Below are 18,849 nucleotides of genomic sequence, written 5' to 3' on the forward strand. Positions count from 1 at the left end.
CCAGCGCCGACGCCGCACCACTGCCGCTACCGATCATGCCGCCCAGCGCAGCGCTGCCGAGTTCCATCAAGGTCTTGTAGGCAGGACTGCCGTAGGCGACGCCTTGCTGGTCCAGATAGCTCGCCATCGCTCCCTTGGTCCGCTCGGCGCCGGCCGCGCCCAACGCGGCGGCGCCGATGTCGCCGCCGCCCAGGGCCGCTGCCGCTGCCGCAGTCATACCGTGGAGCAGGGCCTTGTAGGTGCCGCCGTCGCTCCAGCTTTGCAAACGCTGCTGGGCGGCGTCGATCGCGGCCGGGTCGCCGCTGGCTTCGGCGGCCTGCAGATCGCCGATGGCGCGCGTCTGCATCGTTTGGGCGATAGTGCCGGCCGTCTGCATGCCGACCTGAAGCGCCAACGCACCCACTTCTTGCCGCTCGCGAACTTCCTTTTCGTCGAAGATCGGCTTCAGCCCGGCTTGCTGCAAATCGGTCAGGCTGCGATCCAGCTTGGCGACCGCGCCGGTATCGCCGCCGCGGATGTCGAGGGTGCCGGCGCTGATGCCGCTGCGGGTGGTGCTGCTGGCATCGTCCTTCTGCGGCATGCCGAGATTGGGCGAACCGCCGTTGGTGCCGACCGTGCCGCCGACGCTGCTGGCGCTGTACTTGGCGGAGTTCTGCAGGTCCGTCGCGACCAGCGCCTGGGTGCTGAGGCGGTTGCGCGCCGCATCGGCTGCGCTGGCGATCGCCGCGCCGGTCAGGGTGGTGGTGCCGCCGACCTCGATATCGAAACCGCCCTTGCCGGCGACGATGCCGGTCTGCTCGGTGACGCTCTTGTAGTCGCTGTCGATCTTGTTCTGGTTGTAGCTGACGCTGGCGCTGCTGCCGACGCCGATCACGACCTGACCGCCGGCCGACTGGTCTTTGCTCTTGAAGTGATCGGTGTCCTGCTGACTGATCAGGCTCAAATCACCGCCGACGCGGGCGATGACCTGCTCGCCGCGGGCCTGCGCGCCTCGCAAGGTGGTGTTGCCGCCGCTGCGCAGCACTAGCGTGTTGGCCGCATCAATGGTCGTCTCGGCGTGGGTGACGCTGTCGCCATCGGCCTTGCCGCGGCTGGCGTTGGCCTCGACGTAGAAGCCCATGCCGCTCTGGCCGACCAGCACGCCGACCCCACCGCCGCCGCTCTTGCTGGTCGAGTGCTGGCTGCTGGTCTCCTTGGCCGACTGCAGGGTCAGATTGCGCGCGGCATCAAGCAGCACGTTCTGGCCGGCGACCTTGCTGCCGGTGACGGTCAGATCGCCCTCGGTCGCGACGATCGCGACATCGCCGCCGCTACGGATGTTGCTGCCGCGCTGGGTGGTCTGGCTCAGCTCGGTCTTGCTGCTGGAACTCTGGCTGCCGATGCCGAGCTTGAGATTGATCGCTTCGTTCTGCGGGCCGCCAGCGGACTTCCCACCATTGCTGGCGGCTCTCTGGCCCAGCTCATAGGCGTCGTAAGCCGCATAACCGGCCGCCGCTGCGTTGAGCGCCTTCAGGCGGCCATTGTCGGTTTCGCCGGCCCGTTTCGCGCTGTGATACGCGCTGGTGGCGGCGGTCATGGCGGTGCCGCTGAGGCTCAGCTCCAGGCCCGATTGTTGGAACTTGGACGTATAAGTCTGCTGCGATTGCTGCTCGGCCGCTTCGATGACGACGTTCTTGCCGACGATGCCGGTGCCGGCCGCCGAGATCACATCGCTGCCGCGGATCTTCACGTCCTGGCCCGCCACCAGGGTGACCCGGCCGTCGGTGCTGCCCAGCATCGTGCCGACGGCTTCGGTGGCGGTCGAGCTTTGGGTCTGCGCCAAGCTGCGGCTGCCGAGCATGATGCCGACCCCACCGGTGCTCATCAGTCCGGATTTCTTCTGGGTCTGGCTGTGCGCCTCGCTGTAGGTCGATTGCGCCGCATCCAGCGTCAGATTGCGGCCGGCCGCCACCAGCACATCGCCGGTGCCGACGACTTGCGCTCCCTGCGCGCTGACGTCGCGTCCCGCCGAAATATCGACGGTTTCGCCGCTGAGCGTGGTGCCGACCGCCAGACTGGCGTGCGACTCGTCGTGGGTGGTCTTTGTGCTGCTGCTCAGGAAGCCGGACTTCTTGGTCGTGCTGTCCTGGACTTGATCGTGTCGCTCCTGAGCTGCCGTCAGTTTCACATCGCGCCCGGCCGCCAACGCGATGCCGCCCGCATCGCTCACCGCCGTAGCCGCCTGCAGGGTGATGTCCTGCCCGGCCTGCATCGCGATGTCGCCCCCCGCCTTGATCGCCGTCCCATGCAAGGTCTCATCCGAGGTATGCGCCGTCGTCTTCGTCCGCCCCGCATCGACGTGGCGGTCGCTGGTGTCGGTGGTGGTGACGGTGGAGCTGACGATGTCGCGCCCGGCGACGATCGCGGCGGACTGGCCGGCTTCGAGCTGAGCCGCCGTCAGTTGCACGTCACGGCCGGCGGACAGGATCAGGTTGCCGCCGGCGCTGACGCCGGCGGTGTCGAGGCCTTGCTTGCTGTCGCGGTTCTTGCCGTAGCCGGTGGTCGCGACCTCGCCCGCGCGGGAGGCGATGCTCAGGTCGCGCCCGGCGCTGAGGGCGGCGTCGCCGGCGCTGCGCACCTGCGCGGCGCCGAGTACGGACAGGTCACGGCCGGCGCTGGCGAGCAGCACGCCGTTGGGGTTGTCGACGTAGAGGCCGGCGAGGCGGTCGGGAGCGTAATCCTTGCTGCCTTCGACGATCAGGTCTCGGCCGGCGCCGACCACCAAGCGGTCGGCGCCGCGGACGACGCCGCCGCGGTTGATCAGGTCCTGCTGGGCGGTCACGGCGACGTCGCCGCCCTGGATCAGGCCGCCGAGGTTGCGCACGTTCTGGGCGTTGATCGCGACCGCGGTGCGGCCGGCGATGCGGCCGCCGTTGACCAGGTCGCCCTGCAGTTTCAGCCGCGTCGCGTCGCCGGCGATCAGGCTGCCGTCGCGGTGCAGGTCGTCCTTGCGCACGCGCACATAGACCTGCGGCGCGAGCACGGTCGCGGTGGTGCCGTCGGGCAGGGTCACGGTCTGTTCGACCAGCCAGACGATGTCGCTGGTCAGCTGGGCCATCTGCTCGGCGCTCAGGGCGATGCCCGGGCGCAGGCCGTATTGCTGCGCGAACAGGGCGCCGGCGTTCATCAAGGCGCGGAACTGGTCTTCGTCGCTGGCGTAGCCGTCGAGGAAGCGGCGGCCGGTGAGCTGTGCGATCTGGTCGCGGATCAGCCGCTGTTCGTAGTAGCCGTCGCCGAGGCGCTTGTGCAGGTGGGACGGATCGGCGCCGAGCAGGCCGAACAGGTAGTCCGAGCCTAACCACTTTCGGTAGTTGGCGAAGCGCGGGTCGGTTTCCACCAGGTAGCCGCTGCCGTTGCCGGTCAGGCGGAACAGACTGCTACCCGACAGGGCGAAGTGGGCCGGCAAGGTGCGCACGATCGCGGGCGCTTCGTTCGCACCGCCGCTCGCCGCGCCGCCGCCGGGACCGCCGGCGTTGGGGGACGGGTTGGCCGCGACTTCGATCGCGGCCGCGCCCGGCTGCAGGACGAAGCTGCTGGCGCCGCCGCTGCCGCGCGCGCTGCCGGCATTGAGGTTGAGCAAGACGGAGGGATCGACCACGCCCGGCGCGTTGCGGCCGAGGTTGAGATTGCTCAGATCGCCGGTGTCGATGCTGAGGGTGCCGTTGCTGGTGATGGTGCCGCCGAGCTGGCCGATCTGCTCGGACAGCGACGGCGCGGTCCAGGCGCGGGTGGTGCCGTTGTAGCCGTGGCTGACGTTGTTGAAGTCGTAAGTGCGGTACAGGGTCTGGCCGACGTTGACGACCTGGCTGGCGCCGCCGTGGCCGGCGACGCTCAGATCGCCGCCGGCGGCGATCTGGCCGTAGCGGTTCTGCAGGTCGTCGACGCGCAGACTCATCGCGCCGCCGGAGCGGATCACCGCATCGCTGCCGATACCGGGCGCGATCGTGTCCTCGGTGACGGTCGGGGTGGCGATCCGGTATTCCTCGTTGTCGCCGAGGCTGCCGCCGCCGGTGCCTTGCGGCACCAGCAGGGTGTGGTCGGGGTCGTCGTAGTCGAACGCGGTCCACAGCTGCACGCAGTCGTTGCTGCAGGTGCCGTAGGCGCTGGAGTAGCGGAGGTTGTCGCTCTGGTAGACGAAGGCCGGCGAGCCGGGCTGCGGCTGGGCCAGTTCGGCGAAGGGATCGTCGCTGCCGCCCTGATCTGGGTTGGACTGCGCCTCCTGGCGGCCGGTGTAGTAGATCGTCACCGTGCCGTCGACCGCGCCCAGGCGCGAACGCTCGCCCAGCGCGGCGTACATGCCGCCGCGGGCGAAGTAATAGGCGCTGGTCTGCGGATTGAGCCGCACCACCGCCTTGCGCAGCTGCACGCCATCGGGAGTGATGTGCGGCGTGTCTTCGAGGATATCCGCCGGGTCGAGGTAGTAGACCTCGTAGGCGGTGTAGTTGCTGCTGCTGCGGATGTCGGTGGTGGCGTTGCTGCCGTTATTGCGCCAGTACGGTTGATTCAAGCGGGTCGGTGCGCGGGTGGTGGTGGCCTGGGTGATCGACACGTTCTCGCGCACGTTGGCGATCGTGTTGGCGTCGATGCTCAACTCGCCGGCGACGTCGATGACGGCGCTGGTGTTGTTGACCGCGCCGGCGGTGCCGGCGGCCAGGCCGGCGGCGTCGAGCGCGCCGCCGATGGCCGCGTCTCCGCCACTGTAGATCAAACTTTCGCGACGGTTGTTGAGCGTGCCGGCGCCGATGTCCAGGCGCTCGCGCGCAGCGATGGTGCCGGCGCGGGTGGTACCGGCGACGGTTTCCTCGAGATTGTTGATCTCGGCCGCGCCCAGCGCGAGATGGTCGCCGTACAGCCGGCCGCTGCCGAGGTTGTCGATGCGCGCGGCGTCGATGCGGGTATCGGCGCCGTCGATCACACCGCGATTGGTCGCCCTGCCGGCGACGACGATCCGCGCGCTGCCGTTGGCGGCGGTGATTTCGCCGCTGGCGGCGTTGTCGAGTGCGTTCGCGCTCAGGTTCAGGTTGCCGCCGGCGGCGATCCGGCCGGCGTTGCGCAGGTCGCCCTGGGTGGACAACGACAGGTCGCGGTTGGCGAGCAGGCTGCCCTGGTGGTCGTAGCTGTCGGCAAGCGCGATGGTCGCGTCCAGCCCCGATTCCAGGCTGCCGTTGCCGCTGAGGCGCTTGAGCTGCAGGGTCAGCAGGTCGCCGGCGGCAAGGCGGCCGCCGTCGTTGTCGAGGGTGCGGGTGAAGCCGGGATCGCGGATATCGAGCGTGCCGCCGGCGGCGACCTGGCCGCCGCGGTTGTCGACCGTGCCGCCGCCGCGCAGGAGCAGATCGCGGTCGGCGCTGAGCAGGCCGCTCGCGTTGTCGAGCGTATCCGCGACGACCGTGACGCTGCCGCCGACCACGCCCTGGTTGGCGCCGAGCGTGTTGCGGTTGATCAGGCTCGCCGCGCTCAGGCTCATATTCGTCGCGGAACCGATCAGGCCCGCCTGGTTGTCGACGACGCCAGCGCCGGCATCGAGCCGGGTATCGCCCAGGGCCTGAATCTGCCCGCCGCGATTGTCGATGCCGCCGGCGGTGAGCGCCAGCGTGTCGCGGCCGCCGATCTGGCCGTTGTTGACGATACTCACGGCCTGCAACGTCGCGGCGCCGCCGGCATAAACGGTGCCGGCGCTGTTGCTGAGCGCGCCCGCGCTTACCTGCAAGGTGCCGCCGCTGCTGATGCCCTTGTCGCTGCCGCTGTTGGCGTTGTGGAGCGCCTGACCGTGGGTATCTATCGCCAGCGCCGTGCCCGCCTGGATCAGGCCGGCGTCGTTGCTGAGCGCGCCGCTGTCGATGCGCAGGCTCTGCGCGCCGGCGATACGCCCGCCGTCGTTGAGCAACGCGCCGTTGCCGGCGTCGAGCGTAACCGCACCGCCGGCGATGTCGCCGCCGCGGTTGTCCAGGCCTTGCGACTGCAGCGACAGCACGCCGGCGGATTGAACCCGGCCGCCGACGTTGGAGAACGCATCTCCGATATCGAGCGCGACCGCTCCGGCAACCGAAGCCAGGGTACCGCCGTCGTTGTCCAGGCTGGCCGCGGCGACGCTAAGGTCGTCCTGGGCGATCACGCTGCCGGCGTTGTTGTCGAACGCGCCCGCGACCGTCACCGCGGCGGCGCCGCCGCTCTGGATCTGCCCCTGGCGGTTGTCGAGCGTGCCGGTGTCGAGCCGCACCGTCGCCGCGCCCGCGATCAGGCCGGCCTGGTTGATCAGCGCGCTCGATTGCAGTTGCAGTTCGCCGCCGCTGGCGATGCGGCCGCTGGTGTTGTCGTGGCGGCCTTGGATCGCGAGCAACGCGTCCTGGCCGGCGCTGAGCTGGCCGCCGGCGGTGACCAGGTCGACGGCGCGCAGGTCGATGCGCTGGGCGTAGGTGTCGCCGGCGCGCAAGTCGACGGACTGCGCGGAGAGATTGAGTTGACCATTGCCGGCGATGCGGCCGCCCGCGCCGTCGACGACGATCGCCTGCAGATCGAGCGTGCCGGTACCGGCGTGCTCGATGGCGCCACCGCGGTTGACCAGGGTGCCGGCCTGCACCCGGGTATCGCCGCTGGCCGCGATCCGGCCTTGGCTGTTGTCGAGGGTGTCGCGAACGGTCAGCGACGCGGTGTCGCCGGCCTGCAGTGCGGCGCCAACATGGTTCAGCGCATCGGCCTGCAGCGCGATCGTGCGCGCATAGGTTTGGCCGCCGCTGAGATCGAAGCCGCCGCCGCGCAGGTCGAGCGCGCCGTTGCTGCCGATCGTGCCGCTTGCGCCGGTGAGGTTCGTGGCCTGGATCGCCAGGGTGCCGGCGCCGGCGTGCTCGATCGTGCCGGCCCGATTGTTCAAGGCGGCGCTGGCGAGCGCCATGTCGCCAGCGCCTGCGATGCGGCCGCCGGCGTTGTCCAGCGCCGTGGCCGCGGCGATGGTCAGCTCCCCGGCCGACTGCAGCGTGCCGCCTGCGGTCGACAAGGTGTCGACGGCGACATCGATGTTGCGGGCGAAGGTGGTGCCGGCGCTGAGATCGACGACGCCGCCACGCAGCGACAGTGCGCCGTTGCTGCCGACCGTGCCGCCGGCGCCTTGCACGGTGGCGGCTTCGATCGCAGCATTGCCGGCCGATTGCAGGCTGCCGCCGGCGTTGCCGAGACTTGCGGCGCGCAGACTCAGGTCGTTCGTCGCCGCGACGGTCCCGGCGTCGTTGTCGAACCGGCCGTCGACTGCGAACGTCGCTGCGCCGCCGGATTGCACCGTGCCGCCGCGGTTGTCGAAGTGCATGGCCGCGACGTCGACGGCGTTGCCGCTCAGAGTCGCGCCACGGTGATCGACGACGCCGGCGCGCAGTCGCAACGCGCCCGCGCCGGCGATGCGACCCCCAGCGCCGTTCAAGTCGCCGAGGTTCAGAATCGTCCCGCCGCTGCCGGCGTGTTCGATCCGCCCCTGCTCGTTGAGCAAACGGCCGGCATCGAGCTGGAGCTGGTCGGCGTTGCTCGCCACCCGGCCGCCGCGGTTGTCCAGCGTGCCGGCGACCCGCCACTGGCTCGCCGCGCCGCCGCCGTGCAGCAGCTCGCCACCGCGGTTGCTAAAGCTTTGCGAGTTCAGTCCAAGCGCTCCGCCAACGCTGAGCCGGCCGGCGTCGTTGATCAGGTTGCCGAGCTGCAGCTGCGCATCGCCCTGCACCGCCAGCGTGCCGCCGCGATTGCTCACATCGCCTGCGGTCACCGTCAACGAGGCCAAGCCGAGTTCGCCGCCGTCGTTGTTCAAACCGCTGCCGCTGTTCAGGACGATACCGCTGCCGGCGAGGATCGAACCGGCATCGTTGTTCAGCAACCCGCCGATGCGCAGCACGCCATCGGCCAGCGGCACGATCGGCGGCGGCGCCACCGCCGGTGCGCTGGGATCGCTGCCGGCGGCGGTACCGCTGCCACTGTCGCCGCCGGCAGTACCGCCGGCTCCGCCGGTTCCGCCTCCCGAAGACAACGCGGCCAGACCGATCCGTCCGCCTTCGCGATTGCTCAGCGCACCCGCCTCCAGCCGCAGCGCCTGCAGCCCGGTCTGTTCGATCGCGCCCGCGCGATTGCTCAGGCTTTGCGCGCTCAGCTCCAGGCGACGCGCGTTGAGCGTGCCGCCGCTGTTGTCGAGGTCTTGCGCCGTGGCGATCCGCAGCTCCTGGCCGGCGCTGATCGTACCGGCGTTGCTCACGCCGCCGCTCAGATCGAGCGCCGCATCGCTTTGCGCCTGGATCCGGCCGCTGTTGCTGAGCCGACCATCGGCGCTCAGGCTCAGTTCGCCGGCCTGCGCCCCGATCGCGCCTGCGTTGCGCACCCCGAGCCCGTGTTCGGTGCCGAGCAGGACGATCTTGCCGGCGTACATGCCCCCCAGGGCGCCGACGTCGAGCGCGTACGCCGGAGCGGCGCCGCTGCCGGCGGTCGCGACGACGCTGCGGTGATCGGCGCTGACCGTGTTGGCGCCCGCGGTAACTTGCAGCTGCTGCGCCCACACTCCGGCGTTGATCCGCAGCGAGCGCGCGATCAGGTCGGTGTAGTCCGTCGTTCCGGCATCCAACCCGGCGCCGCCGATGCCGATCGCCCCGCCTTCGACCCGATAGCCGGCGAGGCTGCCGCCGGTGAGGATCGGCGCGCCGGTGGTCAGGGTGGCGCGGCGCGTGTTGATGAAGCCGCCGCCGTCGACCTGGATGCCGGCCGGGTTGGCGATCACCACCTCCGCGCGCGGCCCGGCGACTTCGACATAACCGTTCAGACGGGTCGGGTTGGCGCTGTTGATCTCGTTGAGAATCACCCTGGCGCCGCCGCCTGCGAGCCAGGGATTGCCCTGCACCCAACCGCCGAGCTGGGTCTGCGCGCTGCCGCGCGCGTTGTTGAGGATCGCGCCTTCGCGGTCGACATCGAACTGGCGGTAGGTATTGCGCGATACGCCGGCCGCGCTCGGGGTCTGGATATTCACCAGCGGCACGCCGTTGGGCGCCTGCAGCACGGTCGGCCGCTGGCTACCCGGCGCGTTCGGGTCGGCCACGATCTGCGCCCAGGCCGGCAACGTCGTCGCGGCCCCCAAGACGATCCACAGCGCGCCGGTCATCGCTCGCAGCCTCGGGGCCGTTGCGCGTCCGCCGCCGCTGCGGCCGCCGCGCGGCGCGCTCACCAGTTCCGAGGCGACCTGCCAGACGCCCAGGGCGCAATTGAAGACCAGGCAGTAGATGCGGTTCATGACGTGCTTCCTTGACTGCGAATACAGCTGAAATCCGAGGGAAAATCCGTGAGCGGACGTTGCCGCTCAGTACGACCAGGCGAGGTTGAAGCCGGTGACGGTGTAGGCGCCTGGGAAACCGCGCGGCGCTGAGATCGGTGCGCCGACGAAACCGTCCCAACTCAAACGGCGCCAGCGCCCGCGCAGACCGATCACGCCGCCGACGAGGCGGTCGCCCGACTGCCATGCCACGGACGGCCCGCCGACATGGCCGACGTCGGCGCCCAGATACAGTTCGTGCGGCCCGCCCAGGGACAGCGCCAGCTCGTTGCGCCACAGCCAGCCGCGTTCGCCGCTGAGCGCGGCTTCGCCGTCGAAACCGCGCACGGTGTAACGGCCGCCGATCGCGAAGCGGTCCTGCGGGACCAACGGCGTGCGATTCCACTGCCCGCGCCAGCTTCCGGTGTAACGCAGCGACTGCGCGCCGACCTGGAACGGTGCCGTCAACTGCAACTCCGCGGCGATCAACTTCATGCGCGAGGTCCCCTCGCCGAACGCCTGCTCCGGCGCCGGCAGGGCGCCGAAGGCACCGGTACCGCGACGATAGGAAAGATTGGCGTCGACGATGGCGCGGCCGATGAAGCGCTTGTAGGTCAGCCCCGCTTCCCAGCCGGCGTTGCGCCGGCGCTGCACCTCGATCTCGGTGTCGTCGATGAAGTTGTCCGACTCGCGCCACCAGCCGCGCGCGTAGGCGCCGAACTTGCTGCGGGCGTTGCGGAACAGCAGTCGCGCCAGGCGCAGCTCGGCGTTCCGGCTCGACCCGCTGTAGCGATAGTCCTGACGGTCGCCCGCGACGGTCTGGTGATACTCGTAGCCGCTGGCGGTCGCGCCGAGCAACCAATAGCCGTAAGGGATGTCGTAGTGGGCGGTCCAGCTGGAGGTGCCGCGGCCGCGGCCGTTGAACGCGTCGTGGCCGAGGTTGAGATAGAACAGGTCGTTGCGAGCCAAGCCGTGGTCGACCGACAGCGTCGCATTGGCCTGCAATTGGCCCGTGGCTTGGCTTCCGGCGTCGTCCACGCCGAAGTTCACGCGCAGCGGCGATCGCTGTTGCCAGGCGACGATCAGATCGCTTTCGCCCGGCGCCGCGCCCTCGCCGTCGGCGGGCGCGATGCGGATGTCGGCGGTCGCGGTGGGAACGCGCTGCAGATTCTCCAGCCCTTGCTCGATGTCGCGCAGGTTGAGCAATTCGCCCGAGCGTACCGGCAAGGCATTCGACCAGTGGGCACGCGCATCCGCGCCCTCGGCATAGCGCACTTGTTCGATCCGCCCCGGGACCACGGCAAGGGTCAGCACGCCATTGTTGAGATCCTGCGGCGGCGCCAGCACGCGGGTGGTGATGTAGCCGCGGGCGATGATCGCGTTCTGGACCCGCTTCATCAGCACATCGATGCCGCCGGCGCCCAGGCAAGGGCCGGCCGCCGGCAACTCGGCCGCGCGCACGGCCCACGCGAACTCGTGGGCCATGTCGCCGGACAGACGCAGTTCGCGAATCGGAAAGCACGGCGTTTCGTTATCGGGCAATCGCTCCTGCTCACGGCCCGCGCCCGATTCCAGGCGCACGTCCGGCCGCCGCTCCTGTTGTTCGCGCAAGGCGCGCTCGCGCTCGCGTTGCCGCGTCAACTCGCGTTCGCCCGGATCGATCGTCTGCGCGCCGGCCGTCGCCACGACCCCACCAAGTACACATCCGGCCCAGCACCGCCGCCAACGGCGGTCGTGGTTGCCCCGCGCCCCCTGCTTCACTCGATCGCTCCTGTAGCCCGATTCCGTTCGAGCCGTTGGCTCAGCAACGGCGAGCCAGGCAATGACGCAACCGACTCGACTGCCTGCAACGACTTACCCGCCTTCGCCGAAGCACATTCATCTCGCTTCGTTACGAAGGTCACGTCGAATCGAATCTAGCAGCCGCAACGGCAGCGTCGGTCCAGACCAAGTGAAGTCACATTGATTCGTCGCCGTCGTATAGCCGGCGTTTAGTGTGTGTGGCTATGCGACACATTCGTCAAAGACCCTGGTGTCGCTATCCAATGCGGTCGACGATGGATCTCATCTCGTCCGTCCCGCCGTTCATCGATGCATCGGCGCACGGACTGCCCCGCATCGCGCTCAGCTACGAGCGAGTCGACGGGTTTCGCACCGGCAAGGGCTCAGCTCACGCTCGCTCACCGTTCCTATCCGACCCTTCGGATCGCAGACGATTTCCATCGATGAAGCGCCACGCACCGGTCTCATCCCGCTGCGGACCGGCGCGCGACACGAAGCTCAGTTCACATTGGCTCGCGTCTCCAGTCTTCGGTACGACCGTTCGGGCTCGGACCGCTTTGCCCGGCCTGGTCACGTTCTTCGTTTTACCGAAAAGATAAAACCGGAAACGTACGCAAGCCTGCGGATCAGTATTGGAACGCCGACGCGTATCGCGTCGCGACCGGCCATCGCCGCCCAAGACAGGAGCAACTCATGGCATCGACGCGGATACGCGCACTGTTGGCCGCAACCATCGCATTGGCGGCCTTGTTTCTCTTAACCAGTACCGTCCGGATTCCGTTCTACAGCGACCGTTCGACGACAGATTCCGCGTCCGCCATCCAGCCGACTGCGCACGACGCCCAACGCGACCTCGCGGACGCGCGCCACGCTGACGAGCCCATAGGCTCCGCGGTGGCGCCGGCTCAGGCCGCATTGGAAGAGCGTGTCCGCAGTGCCGCGCCGCAGGCTCAACCGCCGCGGACGTTCATCGGCCCGGACGGAAAACCGCAGGAAATCGTCTACAACCAAGGGCTTGCCCTTTCCCCGGGCGCACGCGATCAGCTCAAACAGCAATTGCTGGCCGAGATGCGCGCCCACCCGGAGGCCGTGTCTCAGATCTACGGCATCAGCCGCGCCGACATCGCCGCCGTACTCGACGGTACCAAGCCCTTCCCCGAATCGCTGTTGAATCAGTGACGCCTCTGGTCCGGCGGCGATGCGGGCAAGACCGAGCGACCGACAACAGGCGCCTCGGTGGAGCAACGACCCGTGGGCGAGGCCCACGGCCACGAATGGACAGGATGAAGTACAGGAGAGGATGCGAATGAAAGCCTACAAGCACTGCCTGCTGGTCGGCGCGCTCTTGGCCGGCAATGCGTTCGCGCAAAGCAGCGACGGCTACGGAACCACCGTGCGCATGCCGCTAGTCGTCAGCAGCACCAGCTATGTATCGACGATCTATGTCCGAAATGCCGGAACCACCAACGCGAGCGTGCGCGTCGAGTACTACGGCGCGACCGGAACCCCTCTTCCGGGTCCGCGCCTTTGCACGACGCTCAGCGTCGCCCCTGGCGCCGTCGTCGAAGGATCGCTGGCATCGCTGTGCGGCATCACGCCGAGCTCCACTAGCAATTACGGCCAGCTTTCGCTGACAGAACAGAGCGCTACCACGGTTCCGATTTCGGCTTATGCGCGCGTGCAATCGTTCACCGGCGCCGGCTATTCGGTGGAAGGGTTCAAGATCGGTTCGCTGACCGGCGGCGGCGCGAGCTCGTCGATCGTCGCCGGATTGCGTCGCCAGGCGGCGGCCCCGGGCTACCAGTCGAACTGTTTCGTCGGTTCTCTCGGCGAACCGGTCGAGGTCACCTGGTCGCTGCGTACGGCCAGCGGCGCGCAGCTCGGCAATCAGCAGGTCACCAGCCTGAGCGCCAACGAGACTTTGCGCTTCCTCGACGTGCACAGCCACGTCGGCGCGCCGGCCGGCGACTACGAGAACGTGCAGGCGGTGTTCAATGAGACCACGGCCGGCTCCAACCCGGGCTTCGTCGCATACTGCACATTGCAGGAAAATCAGCGCTTCGACGGCGACTTCCGCATCGCCAAGGAAAGTGATCCGGACGACCTGAGAAGCAAGAAAGTCGGCCTGTCCACGACCAGCGCGCTAGGCTCGGTGCTCGGCCTGATCAGCGGCCAGGACCGGTACGGCCTGTACCTACAGCATCCCGACTGGGTGCAATGCCGGATCAACGGCGCCAACGCCTCGCAGCTGGAAATGCGCTTGGAAGATCCGCAAGGCAACGTCGTAGCCGGCGGCAACGACATCAGCTCGTTCCAGAAGGTATATCTGGGCGAACGCAGTACCCGCAACGACGGCGCTAACGGCTTGTGGGTACTGAAGGTCGAGTCGCGAGGCTTGTTGGCGCTGCTGTTGTCGTACTCGCTGACCTGCGAAAGCGGAAACGGCTCCAACCCGCCTCTTTTCGTCGGTCACTCGGGCGTCGAAGAGTTCTGATCGGTCCGCAGGTCCCGGCCCGGTCCGGGACCCGCGGCTCGCAAGGGCCGGACCAGCGGCAGCAGAAAACCGGCGCCGGAGAACATCACTTCGGCACCGGTAATCGCCAGACGCCACATCAGGGCTAGGCCGGCCGCCTCGGCCGTACCGACCCATGGCGCCAGCCCCCATACCAGACCGGCCTCCCGCACGCCTATACCGGCCGGCACGAACAGGGCGGCGACGCCGATCAGACCCGACAGGCACATCGCAGCGGCCGCCTGCGAACCAGCAAGCGGCATGTCTCCACCGCCGGCGAGCACGACGAACCCCGCACTCATGGCCGAGTACGCTCCGGCTTGCAACAACCAGGCCAGCGCCGACGCGCGATAGGACGGGCCGACGCGGGACCGTCCGCTCCACAATCGCGACGAACGCGGCGATATCGCTATCGGCCATCGGCGCCAGATGCCCGCCCAGGTCAACGCGACCGCGCCGCATGCCAGCCCCACTTGCAACCATTCGCCCGCTCTCGGCGGGAGAGCCGCAGGCGCGTATGTCGCCGCGATCGCCGCGCACAATCCCAGCGACAGGCACTGTTCGCGCAGGAACAACAGCAGCACGCCGCGCGGAGCGGTATCGCCGTCGGCGTACAGCGCTCCGCGCGCTACGCCTTGCCAGATCTTGCCGGGCAGATATTTCCCCGGCAGGCTTTGCGCCCAGCGAGACATATCGCCGATGGCGCGAGCTCCGATCCAGCCGTTGCGGGCGAGCACGTGCCATGCGGCCGCGAACAAAATCTGGCTCGCCAGGCAGCAGGCGACGGATGCCGCAAAGCGACCGGCGGCCAGATCCTGCAGCAGCCAGGCCAACTCGCGACTGCGTCCGGACGCTTCTGTCACCACCCAGACCAGCGCCGCCAGGCCGAGGAACAGGCCGAACCCGCGCAAGCGGCTGCGCCGGGCTTCAGAGCAGCTCATTCAGGCACTCGTGGTAACGCCGACCCATCTCGCTCCAGGAATGATGTAAGCCGACGAACTCGCGCGCTTGGCGGCCTAACGCTCGCAGAGCATCGCGATCCGCGCACAGTTTCGCAATTGTCGCGCACCACTCGGCACCGTCCTGGCTGGGCAACAGACGGCCGTTGTGGGGTTCGCTGATCGCATCGCGCAACCCCTCCAGGTCCGCGGCCAGGACGTAGCGTTCGCTGACGCCCGCCTCCAGTGCCACCAGGCCGAAGCCCTCCGGATCGCCGGGAGCGCGGATGTTCGGCATCAGCACCAGATCGCAGCGCGCCAACAAGCCCAGTTTGACGGATTCGTCGACCGCCCCGTGCAGACTCACCGTGGCACGCAAGTCCAGTTCCGAGATCGCCGTCGCCAACGCCGCTCGGTCGGGCCCGTCGCCTACGATGTCCAGCGTGACCGGCAGCGCGCGCTCAAGCAGACGTGGCATCACTTCGCGCAGGAACCATAGAGCGCCCTTGCGGCGCACCAAACGCCCCAGGATCAACAATCGCACCGGCGACTGGGGATCGCGCTCGGTTCCGGACGGCGGCAGGGTATCTACGCCCGGATGGATCAGGGTGTGCCGGTCGGACGCGACGCCGCGTTCCCGCAACATCCCCCCGACATGGCGGCTGATGCAGATGTAGCGGTCGAAGCGACGATCGAAGTGTCGCCGCAGATAGCTCTGATACCAGCCCGCCGGGAACGCGATGTCCAGACCGTGCACCACGACCGCGGTCGGTACGCCCATCCAGCGCGCCGGCCAGGCCAACGCACTCAACGCGGGATCGCCGAGCAGCAGCAGCCGCACCTCACCGCGCCCCAATCCCCAAACCAGCCGCATCGAGGCCCACAGCACGAACCAAGGCACGCCCCATTGCCCCCGCCCCCACTTCACTACCGTGACCGGCGAGCGCGCGCGCAGCTGATCGGCGATATGGAAACTGAGCCGCTGCATGCCGCCCTGACTGGGCGGAAATTTCCGCGACAGGTACCAAACCGACTTCATGGAGCCGCCCGCCACTCCTTTCGCCTCCGATCCTGCTGCAGCTCCTCGAGCAACCGCCGATTGACCGCCAACTGGTGCGCCAACAAGCCGATCGTCGTCGCTGCGCCAGCGCACAGGATCAGCACCGCCGCGAGTATCAGCGACTGCACATGGCCCTGCCCGTCGCCGCGCGCATACTCGAACAGGAACCCCGCGCCGATTCCCACGCCGGCCAGACCGCTGAAGGCTGCAGGCAACAGGAAGAACTCCAGCGGCCGATAGGTCAGAAAAGCACGCAGAATGGCGAGCCCCGAACGACCGACATATACAGGAATGCTGCGGATGAGACGCGACGGACGGGTCGGCGGGTTGACCCCGACCGGCACCGAACCGACCCGCAACCCGGTCTGCCCGGCCTGAATCAGCGTCTCCAACGTATAGGTGTAGCGCGAGTACACATTGAGCCGAAGCGCCGCCTCGCGGCTGTACGCGCGGAAACCGCTGGTAGCATCGTCGACTCGCACGCCGGCCACGGCCCGGACCACGCTGCTGCCGATGTTTTGCAAGCGCTTCTTGGCCCAGGAGAAATGCGCGATGCGATCGATGGGCCGGCAGCCGATCACGATGTCGGCACGCCCCTCGAGGATTTCGGCGACCAGCGCCGGCATCGCCCGGGCATCGTACTGGTTGTCGCCGTCGAGGTTGACGACGATGTCGGCCCCGCGTCGACAGGCGACCTCCAATCCGGCCGCGAACGCTCGCGCAAGGCCATGATGCTCGCTCAGGCGCAGCACCACATGCGCGCCATGCTCGACCGCAACGGCTGCGGTACCGTCGTCGGAACCGTCGTCGATCACCAGCCATTCCACCTCGTTGACGCCGGGCAGTATTCGAGGCAGCGCGGCCAGCGTCGCCGGCAATTGACTGGCTTCGTTTCGGCATGGAATCTGAATCACGAGCTTGATCGGCTTGCGCGCGGCGGCGGCGGCTTCCGCTGCCTGAGCGGCCGGCGTGAGCGGTCCCGCGACGCTCTCGAAACGAACGAAGCGATGCACGTTCATAGCGACTACCTCGCAGAGTCCATGGCAAGCCGGAGCCGCGCCGAGCGCGGTCCCGCCTACGGTTCAATCCGGGTGATGCGCCAATCACTTCGCTCCTGGTGAACGCCGCGTGCAGGAGCATGGAAAGCGGTATTGCGACGGACACGGACGATCGGAAGCTCGGCCAGCGTTCTCGCGCCGGAACCCGCAATCGCCTGGTTGCTGGGATGCACGATGACGCAGGGCCTACCGGCGCAACCTCCGTAGCGCGCCAAACGCTCGGCACTCAGCGGTTGCGGCTGTGCCGGCAACATCGCTACCGGCCGGCCGAAGCCGCTGAGCAAGGCGCTGGCCAGAGGACCGGAGCCGGCGACATAGCTCACGCTGTCGACCGGAAGGAAACCGGCGATCGCCTCGATCTGCGCCACCATATCGCGGTCTTCGCGCAAGAACAGGTACTCACGTTGCTGCCACAGCAAATGCGCGCTCAGCGCCAGCGACACCGCAGCGATCGCGACGGTCCGCACCCGACGAGGCGCCAGCGAGCCGACCAACGCCGCCCCGATCGCCGCGAACACCAGAATCGCGGGAAAAACCGTCGGCACCCAGCGGCGCGCAGCCCAGACGTGATCCGGCGAAATCATCGGCCGCCAAAGATAGATCGTCATCGGGACGAACAAGAACAGCATCATCCAGTCCGCTGCGATCGCGGTCGGCCGTCTCAGCACCCGCCACAACCCAACCCCCGCCCCTAAAGCTGCGGCAAGAACCACCCAGGTGCCCAGATAGGCCGAAAGATTGCCCAGGCTGATCTCTCGATAGTCTCGGGTTCCGTTCAGATGCGGAACCAGCTTGGATTCGATCAGCGCGTAGGGTTGCACCGACGGCCGAATCCACATCGCATAGACGAACACCGCGAGAAATCCGGCAGCGGCCCACCACGCCATCGCGTTCGACGCGCGCAGCGACAGCGGTTGAAACCGCATTCGCGAACACAACCAGGCGCCGAGTAAGCAGGACAGCGACGCCGACAATGCCGGCAATACGAGATCGGCCAACCCAATCAGATAGGGACGCACGAAGACGGCGAAATAAAGCAAGGCCAGAACGGTCGATAACGAACATCCCGCTGCGATGCAAATGGCGACCGAGGCCAGGCTTCGACCGCGCGTCCGGTCGATCGCGACGAAGCACACCGCAGCCAAAGATGCCGTCAGCGAGAATACGACCGCATCGATGCGCACCAGCGTCGACATGCCCAGCATGGCGCCGCCGAACCAACCCAGCGCAGCCGACCGTCGCGAAATCGCGAACGCAGCGATCCACAATCCATTTAGAACGAACCAAGCGCAGAACGGCTCGCTCAAACTGTTACGCGATATCCAGACCTGCGCCGGCTGGAATGCGAACGCGGCCAAGGCCGCCACCGCCCAATGTCGCCGTCCCGGGGGGAGGCAGCGTACCGCCAAGGCATAGAAAGCCAGGCAATTGAGCACGCCGATCACCGCGTTGAGACGGAAGATGGCCAACGGCCCCAGCAGCGCACCAAGCATCGCCATCCAGACCGGCGTCGCCGCCGAGAACTGGTAAGTCCAAGCCGTGCCGGTGGGGTAGATACCGGGTAGTTCCGGCGATCGCCCTTGTTCGATCGCTTCCACCGCCGGATCGGTTGCGATCCCGAGCCGCTGCAGGTCGATCCTGGATGTTCCGGCACGCAGCAAGTGCAGCGCGTGCTGGGCGTAGATGCCTTCGTCGCGCTCCCCGAGCAGACTCTGTTTGGGGAAGCCTGCATACAGGAACCCCGCGACCACAACGATCAGCGCAACCGGTACGAGCGACCACCGCCAATCCGGAAGCGCGTCGCGCATCGCGCGACGGCGATGCGGATCGACGAGAAAGACTATCGTCACCCCCCACCCCAGAATGCCGATCGCTACCGGGAAGAACAGCCCGGACAGCGCCAACGCGATCAGCAATACGGTCCATGCCGCGCTGCCAACGCATAGAGTGACCAAAGCATTGCGAGCTAGAACGCGAATCTTCTCGCCGCCAAGAGCGATGACTCCCAGCCCCGACGGGTAAATGGCCGTCCATATGCCGAACTCCGCCAGTGCTTTCAGGTATTCCATCGAATCCCCTCGCCTGTGCAAACGAGTCTACTCAGCGGAAAAACGGCGAACTACATAGTGCGTCAAGCTTCGCCATCTCCGTAAAATTGATACCGCGGTCGCAGGTTCAAGCGCTGCGCGTCGCCGAGG

The 18,849-nt window shown here is 68.1% G+C and carries 8 protein-coding genes; 2 read left to right on the forward strand and 6 right to left on the reverse strand.

Annotated elements, in window-relative coordinates; all coding sequences use genetic code 11:
* Both TX83_RS11205 and TX83_RS11210 read right to left on the reverse strand, forming a co-directional pair.
* A partial coding sequence (locus TX83_RS11205; protein WP_064748034.1) for a hemagglutinin repeat-containing protein occupies positions 1–9,283 on the reverse strand: 9,283 nt, incomplete at its 3' end.
* A 66-nt stretch (positions 9,284–9,349) separates the two neighbouring features.
* Positions 9,350–10,987: a ShlB/FhaC/HecB family hemolysin secretion/activation protein gene (locus TX83_RS11210; RefSeq protein ID WP_064748035.1), complete on the reverse strand. Its 1,638-nt coding sequence runs from the start codon at positions 10,985–10,987 to the stop codon at positions 9,350–9,352.
* Positions 10,988–11,776: 789 nt separating this feature from the next.
* Between TX83_RS11210 and TX83_RS11215 the strand changes: the two genes are divergently transcribed.
* A complete protein-coding gene (locus TX83_RS11215) occupies positions 11,777–12,262 on the forward strand; it encodes a hypothetical protein (RefSeq protein ID WP_064748036.1) in 486 nt (161 codons plus the stop codon).
* 127 nt (positions 12,263–12,389) lie between these two features.
* A complete protein-coding gene (locus TX83_RS11220) occupies positions 12,390–13,577 on the forward strand; it encodes a hypothetical protein (RefSeq protein WP_064748037.1) in 1,188 nt (395 codons plus the stop codon).
* Here TX83_RS11220 and TX83_RS11225 read toward each other — a convergent pair.
* Genes TX83_RS11225 through TX83_RS11240 form a run of 4 tightly spaced genes read right to left on the reverse strand, consistent with a single transcriptional unit; the run spans position 13,553 to position 18,720 of the window.
* Complete coding sequence (locus tag TX83_RS11225) at positions 13,553–14,536, reverse strand: lysylphosphatidylglycerol synthase domain-containing protein (protein ID WP_141233481.1); 984 nt, start codon at positions 14,534–14,536, stop codon at positions 13,553–13,555. The genes TX83_RS11220 and TX83_RS11225 overlap by 25 nt on opposite strands.
* Positions 14,523–15,572, reverse strand: coding sequence for a glycosyltransferase family 4 protein (locus TX83_RS11230; RefSeq protein WP_064748039.1), 1,050 nt, complete (start codon positions 15,570–15,572; stop codon positions 14,523–14,525). Before TX83_RS11230 ends, TX83_RS11225 begins: the two co-directional genes overlap by 14 nt.
* Positions 15,569–16,612, reverse strand: a complete 1,044-nt coding sequence (locus tag TX83_RS11235; RefSeq protein ID WP_261370112.1) for a glycosyltransferase family 2 protein — start codon at positions 16,610–16,612, stop codon at positions 15,569–15,571. The genes TX83_RS11230 and TX83_RS11235 overlap by 4 nt, the downstream gene beginning before the upstream one ends.
* 56 nt (positions 16,613–16,668) lie before the next feature.
* Positions 16,669–18,720, reverse strand: coding sequence for a hypothetical protein (locus TX83_RS11240; protein WP_064748040.1), 2,052 nt, complete (start codon positions 18,718–18,720; stop codon positions 16,669–16,671).
* Between the last annotated feature and the right edge of the window lie 129 nt (positions 18,721–18,849).

This window comes from Lysobacter antibioticus HS124 (genome assembly GCF_000336385.2).
Lineage (GTDB): Bacteria > Pseudomonadota > Gammaproteobacteria > Xanthomonadales > Xanthomonadaceae > Lysobacter > Lysobacter firmicutimachus.

Coding starts and splice junctions, on each gene's coding strand:
- TX83_RS11215 (WP_064748036.1), top strand. CDS start 11,777: ATGGCATCGACGCGGATACGCGCACTGTTGGCCGCAACCATCGCATTG.
- TX83_RS11220 (WP_064748037.1), top strand. CDS start 12,390: ATGAAAGCCTACAAGCACTGCCTGCTGGTCGGCGCGCTCTTGGCCGGC.
- TX83_RS11225 (WP_141233481.1), bottom strand. CDS start 14,536: ATGAGCTGCTCTGAAGCCCGGCGCAGCCGCTTGCGCGGGTTCGGCCTG.
- TX83_RS11230 (WP_064748039.1), bottom strand. CDS start 15,572: ATGAAGTCGGTTTGGTACCTGTCGCGGAAATTTCCGCCCAGTCAGGGC.
- TX83_RS11235 (WP_261370112.1), bottom strand. CDS start 16,612: ATGAACGTGCATCGCTTCGTTCGTTTCGAGAGCGTCGCGGGACCGCTC.
- TX83_RS11240 (WP_064748040.1), bottom strand. CDS start 18,720: ATGGAATACCTGAAAGCACTGGCGGAGTTCGGCATATGGACGGCCATT.